15 protein-coding genes and 3 pseudogenes are annotated in these 14,678 nt (G+C 36.2%); 9 read left to right on the forward strand and 9 right to left on the reverse strand.

From position 1 onward, the window contains the following. Nucleotides 1–153 precede the first annotated feature (153 nt). Nucleotides 154–1,197, forward strand: a complete 1,044-nt coding sequence (locus TY21_RS06960) for a hypothetical protein (protein WP_130589606.1) — start codon at nt 154–156, stop codon at nt 1,195–1,197. A 44-nt stretch (nt 1,198–1,241) separates the two neighbouring features. Next, on the forward strand, nt 1,242–1,931 hold the full coding sequence (locus TY21_RS06965) for a hypothetical protein (protein WP_130589607.1): 690 nt from the start codon (nt 1,242–1,244) through the stop codon (nt 1,929–1,931). A gap of 318 nt (nt 1,932–2,249) precedes the next feature. Here the strand turns inward: TY21_RS06965 and TY21_RS11490 are convergent. The 5 genes and pseudogenes from TY21_RS11490 to TY21_RS06990 all read right to left on the reverse strand — a co-directional run. After that, nucleotides 2,250–2,814, reverse strand: a pseudogene (locus TY21_RS11490) (integrase core domain-containing protein); the annotation flags it as partial. A 41-nt stretch (nt 2,815–2,855) separates the two neighbouring features. After that, complete coding sequence (locus tag TY21_RS06975) at nt 2,856–3,410, reverse strand: IS630 family transposase (protein ID WP_079979896.1); 555 nt, start codon at nt 3,408–3,410, stop codon at nt 2,856–2,858. Further along, nucleotides 3,346–3,894 (reverse strand): winged helix-turn-helix domain-containing protein, encoded by a 549-nt coding sequence (locus TY21_RS06980; RefSeq protein WP_042240607.1) that lies wholly within the window; start codon nt 3,892–3,894, stop codon nt 3,346–3,348. Before TY21_RS06980 ends, TY21_RS06975 begins: the two co-directional genes overlap by 65 nt. 113 nt (nt 3,895–4,007) lie before the next feature. Beyond that, a pseudogene (locus TY21_RS11495) lies at nt 4,008–4,470 on the reverse strand (helix-turn-helix domain-containing protein); the annotation flags it as partial. 484 nt (nt 4,471–4,954) lie between these two features. Then, a complete protein-coding gene (locus tag TY21_RS06990; RefSeq protein ID WP_042239596.1) occupies nt 4,955–5,155 on the reverse strand; it encodes a hypothetical protein in 201 nt (66 codons plus the stop codon). Between the two features lie 353 nt (nt 5,156–5,508). Here TY21_RS06990 and TY21_RS06995 point away from each other — a divergent pair, with 353 nt between their 5' ends. The 6 genes from TY21_RS06995 (at nt 5,509) to TY21_RS11895 (ending at nt 10,062) form a co-directional block, all read left to right on the forward strand. After that, complete coding sequence (locus tag TY21_RS06995) at nt 5,509–6,582, forward strand: transposase (RefSeq protein ID WP_042239598.1); 1,074 nt, start codon at nt 5,509–5,511, stop codon at nt 6,580–6,582. A 154-nt stretch (nt 6,583–6,736) separates the two neighbouring features. Beyond that, nucleotides 6,737–8,008, forward strand: coding sequence for a hypothetical protein (locus TY21_RS07000; RefSeq protein WP_042239599.1), 1,272 nt, complete (start codon nt 6,737–6,739; stop codon nt 8,006–8,008). 36 nt (nt 8,009–8,044) lie between these two features. Further along, a complete protein-coding gene (locus TY21_RS07005; protein ID WP_042239601.1) occupies nt 8,045–8,737 on the forward strand; it encodes a hypothetical protein in 693 nt (230 codons plus the stop codon). 476 nt (nt 8,738–9,213) lie between these two features. Next, nucleotides 9,214–9,582 (forward strand): IS630 transposase-related protein, encoded by a 369-nt coding sequence (locus TY21_RS07010; RefSeq protein WP_130589608.1) that lies wholly within the window; start codon nt 9,214–9,216, stop codon nt 9,580–9,582. 29 nt (nt 9,583–9,611) lie between these two features. Next, entirely contained in the window at nt 9,612–9,827 is a 216-nt protein-coding gene (locus tag TY21_RS11890; protein ID WP_368668652.1) for a transposase, read from the forward strand. 25 nt (nt 9,828–9,852) lie between these two features. Further along, on the forward strand, nt 9,853–10,062 hold the full coding sequence (locus TY21_RS11895) for a transposase (RefSeq protein WP_130589609.1): 210 nt from the start codon (nt 9,853–9,855) through the stop codon (nt 10,060–10,062). Here TY21_RS11895 and TY21_RS07025 read toward each other — a convergent pair. Beyond that, complete coding sequence (locus tag TY21_RS07025; protein WP_130589610.1) at nt 9,980–10,912, reverse strand: transposase; 933 nt, start codon at nt 10,910–10,912, stop codon at nt 9,980–9,982. The genes TY21_RS11895 and TY21_RS07025 overlap by 83 nt on opposite strands. A gap of 214 nt (nt 10,913–11,126) precedes the next feature. On the opposite strand from TY21_RS07025, the gene TY21_RS07030 reads away from it, so the two are divergent. After that, complete coding sequence (locus tag TY21_RS07030; protein WP_052354452.1) at nt 11,127–11,429, forward strand: transposase; 303 nt, start codon at nt 11,127–11,129, stop codon at nt 11,427–11,429. 25 nt (nt 11,430–11,454) lie between these two features. Here the strand turns inward: TY21_RS07030 and TY21_RS07035 are convergent, their stop codons facing one another. The 3 genes and pseudogenes from TY21_RS07035 to TY21_RS07045 all read right to left on the reverse strand — a co-directional run bounded on the left by TY21_RS07035 (nt 11,455) and on the right by TY21_RS07045 (nt 14,588). Then, a complete protein-coding gene (locus tag TY21_RS07035) occupies nt 11,455–12,432 on the reverse strand; it encodes a KamA family radical SAM protein (protein WP_042239964.1) in 978 nt (325 codons plus the stop codon). A 148-nt stretch (nt 12,433–12,580) separates the two neighbouring features. Beyond that, nucleotides 12,581–12,815 (reverse strand): annotated as a pseudogene (locus tag TY21_RS07040) (hypothetical protein); the annotation flags it as partial. A 444-nt stretch (nt 12,816–13,259) separates the two neighbouring features. Then, nucleotides 13,260–14,588 (reverse strand): hypothetical protein, encoded by a 1,329-nt coding sequence (locus tag TY21_RS07045; protein ID WP_042239958.1) that lies wholly within the window; start codon nt 14,586–14,588, stop codon nt 13,260–13,262. Nucleotides 14,589–14,678 lie beyond the last annotated feature (90 nt).

Below are 14,678 nucleotides of genomic sequence, written 5' to 3' on the forward strand. Positions count from 1 at the left end.
TTCTTTTCTTATTCCTTCTTAACTCTCAATTTACCTAATTGAAGCATACATATAGAACAGAGAGGTAAGGTTGAAAAATTATTACAGGATGAAAAAGCGTATAGGATAGAGCTAACGCTATTCTAAGTATTTATTAAATAAGACATACAAGAGGTGTCCCATGCAAGTGAGTGGAAAAGCATGACTCAATGGCCCCTATTTTCTTCGCCAGATGTATCGGACGAATCATCTTTTCATGCTGAGCAATCATATCCAGGAGAGCCTTTAGTAAGCGTAGAAGAAAAAAAACTAGCTTTCGCTCTTAAAGGAAGCTTGCCAGCGTTTGAGGAAGATTTAAAGAAAGAGTCTGAAGGATGTTGCCTGCCTCATTTAGAAAAATATCAATCTTCTGTTAGAGAAATAAGAGAAAAAATTATCTCAGGCGTATCCAAAGAGTTAATTAATCAAGTTAAAGAAGATTTGACCAAGAAAGAGACCTTAGATAGGGTCATTAAGTTAGTAGAAGAAGAAAAAAAGACCCAAGAAGAAATTAAAAATTTTTGCTCACAGAAATTAGAGCAAGCAAAAGCTCAAACGCTACAAGGAATAAATAATTACTCTATCACCATTTTTCAACAAACAAAGGAGCTGTATTTTAGTAAAAGGCGACTGACTGAAGCTTATAGAAGCCAATATTTAAAAGCTATTGATAAGCTCGATTATTATCTTTCTATGGCCTATGGGCTTTTACCTAGAGATGCTATTTCCGAAAAAGTACGTTATCAGCTAAAAAATTTTGATCAATTTATTAAAGACAGAAAAAGCGAAGTTGCTAAAGAAACGTTTGAAGCCATTCTAGATGACTACACTGAAGCCTTTAAGAAGAGGATAGAGAAAACTAGGAAAAAGATTCAAGAATCTGAGCCAGATTTTCTTACTTTTTTATCTGATAGTACTAAGAAAAAAATAGAACTAATGCTTACCGGCAAAGGGAAAAATCAAATAAATACTCAGATTTCAGCTGAAGATACAAAAGATATAGCTAAAGAGGTTTGTACAGCCTATGCAAACACAATGAATGCTTATAGTGATTTAATGAAAAATAACTTGGAGATCATGATCAAAAAAGTGATTTGTGCCTTCAATTTAGTTATAGTTACCCAAGATAGGCATTTTGCTTTTCTATTAGAAAAAGAAAAAAAATCCTTGCATTTCTAAAGCATGAAACCACAAGCATTGTAGATATCGTTACCAGCTATAGTATGCCTCATAGCTTTACTTTAAGAGGCAATTATAAGAAACCTACTACAAGCAGCTTTGACGATATGCCTTATTTCAAAATATATGGGAAAATTACACAAATTAGTGCTATCACAGATTATTACAATGATGGTATATACGGGCTTCAAGTTAACTATGGGAATAAAGCTACGCCTTGGCGTGGGCTAGCTCCTAATCCCGATCACCCTTCACCTCATTACTCCAAGCCTTCCCACACGTTCAAATTAGGATGTAACGAAAAAATCACAAAAATTGTAGCAAATTGTGTGGATAATGTTTACGATGTAGATTGGTTGTATTCACAAGGACCTTTATGTTTCCTATTAAGTATAGCTTTCTTTACAAATGAAAATAAGGATGGATACTTGCTTGGATTAGAGCTGGGCAGCGCGGTAGGAGTTACTACTAGTGTAATTGAATTTGGAGAGGGCTACTATTTAGCAGCTATTGCTGGCGAAGAAGCAACTTACCCAATCAGAAAGTCAGATCCGATTCAGGTTTGGAAATCTGTAAATTTTACATGTGTTAAAGATCTCTCTATACCAATAGAGGGATTAAGCCTGGAAGAGAAATTAAAACAAATCAGGCATTTCATAGAGTATGTCATGACGGATTTCCTTTCAGAAAAAGAAAAACAGCAGATAGAAAGAGAAGCTGAGCAGCTACCATAACATACTCATAAATAGTAAATTAAAGAAGATTAATAGAATTGGCATTAAATTCTGATGGAGGCCTTGCTATCGGTATAGAACAAAAACAGAAAAAATCCGTCTAAAAAGTTATACGGTTGCCTTTTATGAGGAGCTCACCTTACGCAGGCATAGAACTCCTTTGTAAATTTTGCAGTTCTTGATAGGCCATCTGATTGGCTTTAAGGATTAACTTATATTTTAAAGCAAAGTGATTAAGTAAGGTTTTAATTTTAAGAAATTCAAGCTTGCAATAAGCGATAAGGTGTCCTAGACAGTACTTGACCTGACACACATGAGTTACCTGGCAGGTACTATTTCTGTCAGTTGTAACTTATCTAACATCTTTTCTTGCGCAAGATGTTTTGCATCTAAGAATGTTTGTAAAGGCGTCTTGCCAAAACAATACTTTCCTGTATGTGTTCTCTCGTTATTATACTCATTCATCCATTTATCCACATCCTCTTGTAATTCTTCAACATTTTTAAACACTTTCTTCCTAAAAGCTGTGGCATAAAATTCGTTCTGAATGGTCTGATGAAACCTTTCACAGATTCCATGGGTTTAAAGGGTGTCTGGCTTTAGTGCGAGAATGGTCTATGCTTTCGATGGCTAAGTAAAGTTCATACTCATGATGCTCTCTTGCTCCACAGTACTCTGTACCACAATCGGTCAATATTCTTAAAACACGAATATCTTGCTCTTCCAGCCAGGGAATGACTCGATCATTTAGCATATCCGCTGCTACCAACGCATTTTTCCTATCGTATAGTTTGATAAAAGCAACCTTAGAATAGGTATCGATCACTGGCTGTTGATAAATGCGTCCCATACCTTTAATAATGCCTACATAATAGGTATCTTTGAGAGAGTAGATAATACGCTTTTAAATTACTCCTTACGCAATTAGACATACGATACAGCACATAAGCTTTTCATTCTTTTTTCTTCTAGACATACCTTTCTCCAAGAAACTATTGCCATCTTTTCTAATTCTTTATAACCACGATAAATACGATTAGACCAAAAATGACTACGCAAGTAATGCCATAAGTTTTCAACAGGATTAAGTTCAGGACTATAAGGAGGTAGAAAGAGCAGGTGAATATTGGAAGGAACTTTAAGCATTTTACTAGTATGATAGCTAGCTCGGTCTAAAATTAGCAAAGCCTGGGAAGAAGCGGATAGTGATTGACTAACTTGCTCAAGAAGAATTTCCACTCCTTGGCTATTTAAGAAAGGTAGAATCATTCCTTCTGCTTGCCCTGAACGTGGGCAAACAGCTGTAGCTACATACAGATTTTTATATTCTGTCTGTCTAGGAGCTTTTGGCCGCGTTCCTTTTTTAGCCCATACCTTAATAAGGGTACTTTGTTGTCCAAGCCGTGCTTCATCTTCAAACCAAATTTCGATTTTTTGCTTGGGAAATTGTTTTTTTAAGCGGGCGATGGCTTTTGGAATTTTTTTTAAAGGCTTCTTGGTCCCTTAGGCTAGCTTTATAGTGCTGAGGACGAGGGACCAGGGGTGTATAGCGGCAGCGACGTAAGATTGTCCAAATTCCTTGCAAGGTTAAGTTTTTATTAAACTCTTTTTTTAGAATAGCTTGCAGATCAACTAGGTGAAAAACATTGATGTTTTCTTCAGGTTCAGGCCCTTTTTCTACCCTCTCTAAGAAAGCTTTTTCTTGCTCAAACGTTAAAGCTCTTTTTCTTCCTGTTATTACAGGCCTCCTATCTTTCAGACCCTCTAAATTTTGAGCATTATACCTTCGGATCCATTTTTGAATAGCGCTTGTACAATAACCTAGCGCTTTTCCTATCTGATACGCGCTTTCTCCTTCCATCGCCATCACCACTGCTCTTAATTTACAACTGTAACTGCCACAGGCTTTCTTTTTTGCCATGGCGTTTAATTCCTCTATTGTATGATAAAAAGCTACAAACATGGTTTCCTCCTTTCCCAACCTTTTCTCTCCCTAAATTATCCTCCTTATTTGAATTTAGAAAAAGGCTGTTTGCATTCCCAATAGCTGATACTTACGGAGTTTGTTTAAATGGTATAACCTGTATGTTCAGTTTCAATTTCACCATGCGCTTCTTTTTCTTCCTTGGCTTTTTCAAAAGCTTTTAGTTGGTCCTCTGTTAATATCATTTCTTCTCAAAGCCATTTTAGCTTCCAATGCTTTGAGGCGTTTTTGGAAAGTCTTAAAGATTATATCGTAGCCAAACAGAACGTACGCCCTCTGGCGAAATGAAAACTCCCTGTTTCTTCAAGCTCGTTACATACTCTTAATTGTCCATAAGCAGGCTTTTGAAGAGCAAAATCAACCACAGCTTCCTCAATGGACTCATCTACACTGTTTTTTATATAAGGTTTTCTAGGCGTCATATCCTGAAGAGCTGCTTTTCCACCTGTTTCATAAAGTTCTTTAAATCTATAAAAGCTATCTCTAGAATATCCCATCATCTTACAAGCTTTAAGAGGCATTTCCTAACGTTTCGGCTAGCTTTAAAACACCCATTATATTTTTGATAACTTTTTGATGGGTTGCTAAATTTGACATTTTGATACTTCTTGTTGGTCTTGGGGCCGCTCACTTCAACTTCTAGCCCTATCACTTTTGATGAGCAACAGGGCTTCAAGCTTCGCGGCTTTTAAATCGCGTTTCCTTTATTTTTGTCACAAATGTCAGATTAAGTCCTATCTATTACAGGTAATGTGATGAAAACCATGCTCTTGCAAATTCTCGACCTGCTCGCTTTTAATCATTCCTCTATCGCCTACAAAAGTGGCTTTTCCACAGTAAAAGCGTTCTTTAGCTTTTTTGATCTTCGCATGAAAAGTAGAAGGGTCTTGCGTATTACCTTTAAATACTTCGTCGATACAGGTGTACCCTCAGCTGAACTTAGCAATTCTATAATAATTTTTTTACCTTTCTTTTTGTCTAGGTTGTAACCCAAGCGGCAAGCTCGTTTTCTTTACCTTCTAAATAGGCGCTAGTGACATCATATAAAAATTAAGTGAGGAGTTTTCTTGCGGAAACTTTTAGTAAACAATCGATCTTCAATAGAGGCTTGGTTTTGGCATAACCCCAAAAGGTTTTTATAAAGATCTTCTTCATTAAAGCCTTCTTGTAGATCAATTACCGAAGCAATGGTATAGGTTTTTGCCTGCCTGGCTGCAGAAAGTCTTGAGCCTTGCTCCAATATACGTGCCAGCACTTGCCACGACGCAAGCTAGCCTTCTCGGCTGTTGCCCAAAGTATCCATAATCCCTAAACGTTTAGCCATTTAGTAGATTACCCATACGCCAACAATAGATTGCATCTTGGCTTCACGGCCAGAGGTTAAAGCTTGGAGATTACCTTTGTATTTTAAAGCTAACTCGATAGCAGTAATTTCTTCGGCTGTTCAATTGGATAGATTACAAGCCGTACGTTTTTGACGGTTTTGCCCTCTCTATAGGATTCTCTTATCAATACATAACTCACCTTACGCACAGATGAGTTGAAAAAATTATTATAAGAGTATATTTTTTCTTTGAAAAAAGGAGAAAAAAAATGAAACTTGATCTTCTTGATATTTATACAGATTATCTTATCAGCCAAAACCAACAAGCAACAGCCACAGGGCTATCAAATCTTTTAGATGGGCAGATTAGCCATGATAAAATCACCCCTTTTCTTAACAACAATCCAGGAGGATCGAAAGAACTATGGCAGTATGTTAAAAAGCAAGTGCACCATTTAGAACAAGATAAAGGAGGTGTATTGATTATTGATGATACGATAGAAGAAAAGCCCTATACGGATGAATACGAAATCGTCTGCTGGCACTTTTCTCATACTCAAGGAAGATGTGTAAAGGGAATTAATCTACTTTCCTGTCTCATTAGCTATGGAGATTACACTTTTCCTATCGGCTTTGAAGTAATCAAAAAAGATATGCATTTTTGCGATGTGAAAACAAAGAAAGAAAAAAGACAGTCATCCATTACTAAAAACCAACATTTTAGAGCACTTATCCAACAGGCAGCTGCCAATCAAGTGAAGTTTGAGTATGTGCTGGCTGACAATTGGTTTGGTGCTAAAGATAATATGGAATTTATCCACTATAAACTCAAAAAAATGTTTGTATTTGGCATAAAGTCTAATCGATTAATTGCTTTTTCTGAGGAAGAAAGAAAAAAAGGCCAGTATCAGAATTTAAATACGTTTAATTTCAAAGATGGAGATAAAAGGATAGTCTGGCTTAAAGAGCTAGTTTTCCCTGTAGCTTTGATTACAAAGATCTTCAAGAACGAAGACGGTTCTACAGGGGTTCCCCACTTTGTGACTAACGACCTAAATCATGATTCTGATCCTATCTATGAAGTCTACCACAAACGATGGCGCATAGAAGAGTATCACAAATCGATAAAGCAGAATACTAGCCTTGAGAAGTCACCCACCAAAATTGCTCGCTCTCAAAGGAATCATATTTTTGCCTCTCTTATCGCTTATTGCAAGCTTGAATTTCTTAAAATTAAAACCTTACTCAATCACTTTGCTTTAAAATACAAGCTAATCCTTAAAGCCAATCAGATGGCCTATCAAGAACTGCAAATTTTACAAAGGAATTTTATGTCTGCGTAAGATGAATACATAATATAAAGTACCTAAGAATCTTACAGCACGGTTATGTATCCCGTTTAGTTTGCCACAAATATAAAATTTTAATTTTTTTGTAGACCAATAATTGTATTTAACATATAGCTGTTAGGTGTATTCAAACCTTGGAGGTTTAAAAATGAATCCCCCTATTATTCTTTCTTCAGCAAGACCTATTTCGGCACCATCCGTATCATTAATATGGTCCTGGCCCCTACCTAACAGTAATAAAATTATTGACCTTTTTTATGATAAAACGAGTGGATTTTCAACTGCGATAAAGAGTGAGCACCCAATCTCTTTAAGAATTTCTCAGCAAACCGCTAAATTTTTAGATCAAATTCCAACCGAGCGCATTGCAAACGTAGCACTCCACTATTTTAAAAATACTTTCGTAAGTTTTAGCGAACAGGAAGATGCACTTGAAATTAAGCGATTATCGTGGGACAAAAGAGCTGCGTCTAAATATCTTGATAATCTTATTGCAAAATATCAAAGGTCCCTGACCTCCTCTCAGTATTCTTATTTGCTAGTGCGTGATTTTTTTTTTGCTGCAGGAGGAAATTTTGAGACCTCTTCCTCTTTACAACAAGAGCTAGAAGCCATTCAGCATAGCTTTCAGGATCATAGAAACAAGTTGGAAGAATATAAAAAATTCATTTCTAAGGAAGCAGGCCAAGATGAATTCAAAGATCTGTGTAGCCAAGGGGTTTTACAAGAAATGCTATCTGTAACAGAAAATAGGATAAAAGATCATCAACTTATTTTACATGTGTTGAAATTAAGTGCAGCTGGCTTGGAATCAAAACTAATCATCTTTAAAGAGAATATCCAACAAGAGTTAAATGAGCTTCAACCTAATGAGCTACTTGCTAAACTAGGGGAGATAATGGCCGTATTAGAGGATCTGTGGAGGCAAGCACGAGATTATTCTGAAGCAGCATCATTATTTAATGTGCTTCAGGAGAAAGGCACTGCTTTACAGGAAGCAAATAATATTCGAAGAGATGAAATTTACAAACGTTTGCAAGAATTGATACATAGAAGGACAGGAATAAATATAGAAGAGGTTAAAGAGGAAAAAGCAAAAACCTTGAGTCGATTGTATGATAGCCATAAAAAAAATGTAGAAGAAAGTGAAAAAATTCGAAATGTAGAAGATTACGGACGAAGGATCTTAAAAAAACAAGAGGAATTCGAGTTACGGTATCGAGATGCTCTAGTAGCCGTAATAACTGATCAATCAAAAGCTAGGAAAATCCTAGCATTAAGAGAAAATATTAATAAGATTTTCACAGAAATGAAAAAGTGGTCAGAGGAAAGGCAACTGTCCATATTAGAAAAATTGCTAAGCATCAATTTGCAAGGAGAGGATGTGGAGCAAAAAATCAACCAATTAGCCCAATTTTAATTTAAATATATTAACCTTTATACTAGGAGTATTTATATGATCCAAACAACACATAGAAATCCTAACGCTTCCGCCCTATTCGCAGTAGGTGCTGATGAGGTGGAGACAATGGTAACTGCTTTCAGCGAATCATTAAAAAGCATTAAGACGACCCATGGGGAAGTATTAGGGGCGGCAATCAGAGCAGAGAAAGCTCAGCAACAATTTATTGAAGCACTTCGAGCTCAGATGTTAAACAAAATGGCTGCAGGAAATATTGCAGAGGCAAGAGAGCTTACTATTTTATCTAAGGAAGCGGCAGAGGTTTCTCTTACAGCCGGTTTTGATGCAGTCACTAGGATGGCTGACATCGCTCTGCGTACTCTTGAATTGGGTATAAACCATCAAACCCATGTAATTCAAGAGGCTATTAAAACAAGATTAGTGCTAATTCAGCAAGAGGGCGAGAAGATAGAAATTATTATTAGCGCGGAAAAAAGCAAGCAAGAGCTGGAATTACAAAAAAGAAAATTCGATGCAGACATCCAGCAGACAAATGAAAAAAACAAGGCAGAAATTCTTCAAAGGCAATATGACGCCTACTTAGCTGCTTACAATAAGGATATGGAAGTTGCTAAAGCTATTCTAGCCAAGCATCGCAATGTTGAGATTAAGCATCAACCACCCTCTATGGATTTAAGGTCTAATACAGTCACCCAGGGATGGGTTAAATGTGTGGGCAGGGGCTAGCATAAGCCATTTTAAATACCTACCAGAGAAGAGCCTCACAGGTTCCTCTTCTTATATGTTCTAGGCAGAACTTAACCTGCCAAATTACTGCTACCTTGCAGCTACTTAAGCTACCAGGTAATTGTAAATTGCCAGGAAAAGACTGCTTAGGACATATTTAAAATAGCGTCTCTATATGTGGCAGCCCACTAAATCCTTCTGAAGCATAATTTTAAATAAATTTCTAAGTGTACAAATTTAATCGCATGCGGACTTGTTGCAAGATATCACGAGTGCTTTTCTTAAAGAATTTTTCATTAGCATCCAACTCGACTTGAGCATCTTGGTATTTAGCCAATGTGAGTATAATTTCCTCTAATTGCATAATATTACTAGTGCTGTTTTTAAAGAATTCACTAGCAACCAACTCGCCTTGAGCATCTTGGTATAGTTATTTGAATTCTATTTTTCTAAGGATATATGTATAATCAATTGGCATGGTATATTCACACGATTTAAGAAAAAAAGCTTTGAATTATATAGAGAATGGCGGCTCAATGGCCACAGCTAGTGGGGTGTTTGGCGTAACAGTTCGCACGTTAACAAACTGGATTAAGCGGAAAAAACAAGGTTGCCTAGCTCCTAAAAAAAGACGGCAGAGCCCCAGTAAAATTGATAGTGAAAAGCTAAAATTATATATAAAACAAAATCCTGATGCCTACCTTAGAGAAATAGCTGAGGCATTCGGAGTGACAATAACTGCAGTTTTTTATGCCTGTAAAAGACTGAAAATCACTTTAAAAAAAAGACACCCTTCTACAAGGAAAGAGATGAGAATAAACGAGAGGAGTTTAGACAAAAGCTAGAAAACATTCCGGAAGAAAATAGGATTTACATAGATGAGAGCGGGATAAATGCCTACTTACAGCGCCAGCATGCAAGATCACCTATAGGAGAAAAGATTTATGGTGCTATAGCAGGTCGTTCATTTGCTAGAGAAAGCTTTATAGCAGCTAAATGCAAGTCTAAAATTTTAGCTCCTTTTTGTTATACAGGTACTTGTAATTCTCTTCTGTTTAACTTTTGGCTAGAAAAAATTATTGATACCTGAACTTAAAGCAGGACAAGTTCTGATAATGGATAATGCTACCTTCCATAAATCGCAAGCCACTCATGAACTTATTAAAAAGGCAGGGTGTGAGATTTTATTTTTACCGCCTTATTCTCCAGATCTAAACCCTATTGAAACCTTTTGGGCTAATTTTAAAAAGATTGTGGCAGCAAACTTAAGTAAGTTTTCGACTCTTGCTCAAACCATTGATTACTCTTTTTTAAGTATATGTTAATGACTAGAAATTTAAAATTCAAACCACTATAGTTAGCTTTAATCTTTTCTAAAATAGGCATAAGAGTATGCCCTTCATAGGTTGATCCTGGAAAAGCCTGGTATCCAATAGGCATGCCTTGTTTAGTGACCATTAAGGAAATTAAAACTTGAGGCTGATTGAATTTAAGGTCTTTGCTATAACCATTTTGCTTAAATTCATCTTCTTGGAAAGACTCAAAATAAAGGGTAGTAGCGTCAAAAAAAATCAGGTCGATTTTTTGTCCAAATAATTCTTTGGCTGTATTGTAAGCACAATCCTGTATAGCTTGCTGGGCCTCTTGATTTAAACAATCCATCATCCTATAAACACCTTGCAAGTTGATTTGTATCCCAAAGTCTTGCTCTAATTGCCTAACAGAGGCTCTTTTGCTAACAGGATTAGCAATGCGAGCCATGACAATATGTTTTAATATTTCTGCACTTGCAATGTTTTTAAGAATATTTCCAAAACCTAGCTCTTCATAGATTTTTCCATAAATCTCATGAATGCCCACAATTGCACGCTGTTCCTCTTCTAGGTTTTTAAGGTTAACGTTTAACTCCTCACCGTTTAGCTTGGGCATGCTTTTTGATTTGATCGCTTGCTGGGCCATTTCTTCAGGGCCAAAAAGATTGGGATTATGTTGGTGCTCTATCTTGCTCTTGATATGCTCCGCTAGCTCAACCATTTTTTTAAGTTCTTGCTCGTCCATAGCAATCCCTACATAGCGGACGATTCTTTGTTTAACTTTTTCTCCATCGCGCACCGATTCAACAATCTGCACAGATTTTCTAGGGCTATTAGGCGTGGTTTTTACTCTGACAAACATAAAAATTAGCTGTAAGTTTTCTTGGAATATAAAAGTTTTCTAAAAACAAAGCAAGATAAATGTTTAACTAGGCACTATAAGATAGAAAACAAAAAAATTACCGATGTATCTCTAGGAAAATTTGAAAAAATTTAGCGGTTTTGGAGATTAAAATGTTGAAGTCAGGACAAAGATCTTCAAAAACGAAGACGGCTCTATAGGCATTCTCCATATTGTGACTAACGACCTAAATCATGATTCTGATCCTATCTATGAAGTCTACCACAAACGATGGCGCATAGAAGAGTATCACAAATCGATAAAGCAGAATACTAGCCTTGAGAAGTCACCCACCAAAATTGCTCGCTCTCAAAGGAATCATATTTTTGCCTCTCTTATCGCTTATTGCAAGCTTGAATTTCTTAAAATTAAAACCTTACTCAATCACTTTGCTTTAAAATACAAGCTAATCCTTAAAGCCAATCAGATGGCCTATCAAGAACTGCAAATTTTACAAAGGAATTTTATGTCGTCGTAAGGTGAGGTAGTTATTAGTTTAAGGGCTAGAAAAGAGAAGTTTTACTGAACTCTCCCGGTACTTCTTGCACATATTTAGGGACCGCATAACCCGATAAATTAGCAGCTAGATAACGGATTAATTCACAACCTTGTCCTTGCTCTACCTCAAAATGGGCAGTCCCTTTTACCCGATCTAGCTGATGCATATAGTAAGGTAAAATCCCGTGATCTACCAATTTTTCACAGAGGAGTTTTTGAGTTTCCTTATCATCGTTAACGCCTTTTAAAAGCACGCACTGATTAAGAACAGGAATGCCTAAACATTGCACATTTTTAAGTCTTAAAAGAACTTCCTCATCTAGCTCGCGGGGATGATTGACATGGACTACAAACCAAATTTGTACACGACGGGCTCTTAAGATATCTAAAAACTCTTTATCAATCCTTTCCGGAATTCCGATAGGAAAACGAGTATGAAAGCGAACACGGCGGAGATGAGAAATCGAATCTAGTTGATCTAAAAGATTGCTTAATGTCCTATTTTCCAGCGATAAAGGATCTCCTCCGCTTAAGATAATTTCCTTAAGAGATAAGTCTCCTCGAATAAGCTCCAATTCGTTAGCAAAGCTAGTTTTTTTGCTATCGTACTCAAAATTTTGACGAAAGCAATACCTACAATGCATCGCACAAGCACTTGTGCAGACTAAAAGAGCCCGGCCTTTATATTTTTGCAAAAGTTTAGTTTCCTTTCGAAATAATTGATCCTGGACGGGGTCTAGCTGGAAGCCAGTAGCTTCCAGCTTTTCATCTAAGGCAGGAAGAAATTGCTTAAGAATAGGATCATCTAAACTTCCTTTAGTAATTTTTTGAGCAAGGCGGAGGGGTAAATTTAATTTAAACGAAGGATTTTTCAATATTCGCTCCCCCTGTTCAGGGGAAAGCTTTAAAAAGTCTACTAATTGATTCCAATTTGCGAAATTGCTGCGTTGTATTTGACGCCATAAAGTTGGAGAAGTCTGCATTTTACCTAATAAAAAAATTAGTCACCTTAAAACTAGCAGTTTGTAAATATTTTTTGCAAGCCAGCAATTCCCGCAAATAAAAATTTTAACGTTATTTACAGATAATCTTAAAGTTGTCCTGGATAGTACTTAACCTGACAAACATGAGTTACCTAGCAGATACTATTTCTGTCAGTTGTAACTTATCTAACATTTTTCCTTGCGCAAGGTATTTTGAATCTAAGAATGTTTGTAAAGGCGCCTTACCAAAACAATACTTTCCTGTATGTGTTCTTTCGTTATTATACTCATTCATCCATTTATCCACATCCCCTTGATCTCCCTCCTTGCGATTCTTCAGCATTTTTAAATACTTTCTTCCTAAAAGCTATGGCATAAAATTCGTTGTTTCTAATGCCTCAAAAAACACTTCCCTTACACGTAGGGTAGAATAGATTCGTGAAAGATGGAAAATCGAGCAAGACTATCAGCAGATGAAAGAGAAGTTAGAATTAGGACACTTTGAGGGAAGGCCATGGCTAGGCCTCCCTCATTATCTGACGTTATGTTTTATGACTTATAGCTTCTTACCCTTACTGAAACACCAGGCAAAAGATAAAAAAAATCTTAACGACTCTACCTCAAGTAAGAAGCTTGATTAACAGCTTATTTTACATTACTATTTACCCTTTTTACCAAGCTATTCATGTCTTATCCAAAAAACTATTTTCTGATATCTCTTAGCCCTAACAAAGTAGTATTAGATAAGCTACAAATGACAAAAATAGTGTCTGCTAGATCTCTCATATTTGTCAGTTCAAGTGTTGTCTAGGGCAGCAAACTCTTTTTTAAATGTGCAAATTAAATTGCAAGCGGATTTGTTGCAATATATCAACGCAATTTTTCATAAATTGCTCTTCTTTAGCAATATGATGTAAATGTTTGTCATTCTCATTTAATGACCAAGTTTTTCGCTCAATGGACCAGGCTAAAGCTTCTAATTCACTCTCGAATCTAGCCATTCTGTGTGGTGCAATCCGACCACAGGGGGAAGCATTTTCTTTAAAGTGACGTATAAGATTTTCACGCTCAGTGGCATTGATTTTAATCTCATTTTTTAAAGTTATTGATATATTTTCATTCTCTTGTAATTTTAGAATTTTTTGGACCTCCAAAATTTTTTCTATTATAGCAATTTGATCCTTTATATGATCATCGCGTAATTTATACATACGCTCATGAAGGCTTGCAAAGCCGTCTAATCCCATTTCTCCTGATAATTTTATTATATCAAGATAAACATTTATGATTTTAGCATATTTTTGATTGTCTTGTTCGATATTTATTTTTATAAGCATTGCCTCAATTGCTTGTGTTGCAAATTTTCTATGACTTTCCTCCATATTGAGTAAGGATTCTCTCATAATTTCTTCCCATTCACTTAACTCGACCACCACATCAGTAGATAATTTTTGCAAAGTCCTATTTAATTTTAAATATTCTTGCCCATATTGATGGTTAAATTTTAAAAAGGAGCTATAATTATTTCTCTTTTCTTCTCCAAGGTATACCGCCCTCCAACTAACACAAGGTTGATGATATTCATCATGATGTAATTGATTAAGTCTTTCGATCTCTAAAAATTGGCTAGCAACAGTTGGAGAGTTACTACCTGTATAACCTTTAAATATGCTTGTCAATCTAAATGCTTTGCACTTTTCAGCAAACCTTTGGCTAATTTTATCAAATTTTGCAAAAGCGCTAGTTATGGCTTTAATAGGAGTGTCAATTGATTCCTTGTTGAGCGATTGATTTCCGTCTTCTTCTTTCGATTCATATTCCTTGAGCTTAGGCATTTCTGCAATTATTCTTTCTGATGGCACCTCTATTATCGTTAAAGCCTTATTAAATATGCCTGTTAAAGCAAGGACGTTTCTTTCCCTTTGTGTCTCTATAGTTTTGGCGTAACATTCGACATCATCTTCTATCTTAATTTCAGCCAGCATTATCTCACAGTTACTTTTTACAAGGTCTTCATACTCCTCATAAGCTTTACAAATTTTCATCTTGGAATCCATACGTCCATGAAAACGTTGTTTTTGTTGATCCACCTCTTCACTAAACATCCTTGAAAATAAGTGAATAGACTCTGAGGCAATTGACATTGGGGCATCCATAAATACTCTCCTTGCTATTTTAGCTAAATACTGTTTTAACCTGTAACGGTAGCGGACTATTCCATGCTGCATTTGCTGCGGGGTTGAGAG

The organism is Neochlamydia sp. S13 (assembly GCF_000648235.2).
GTDB lineage: Bacteria > Chlamydiota > Chlamydiia > Chlamydiales > Parachlamydiaceae > Neochlamydia.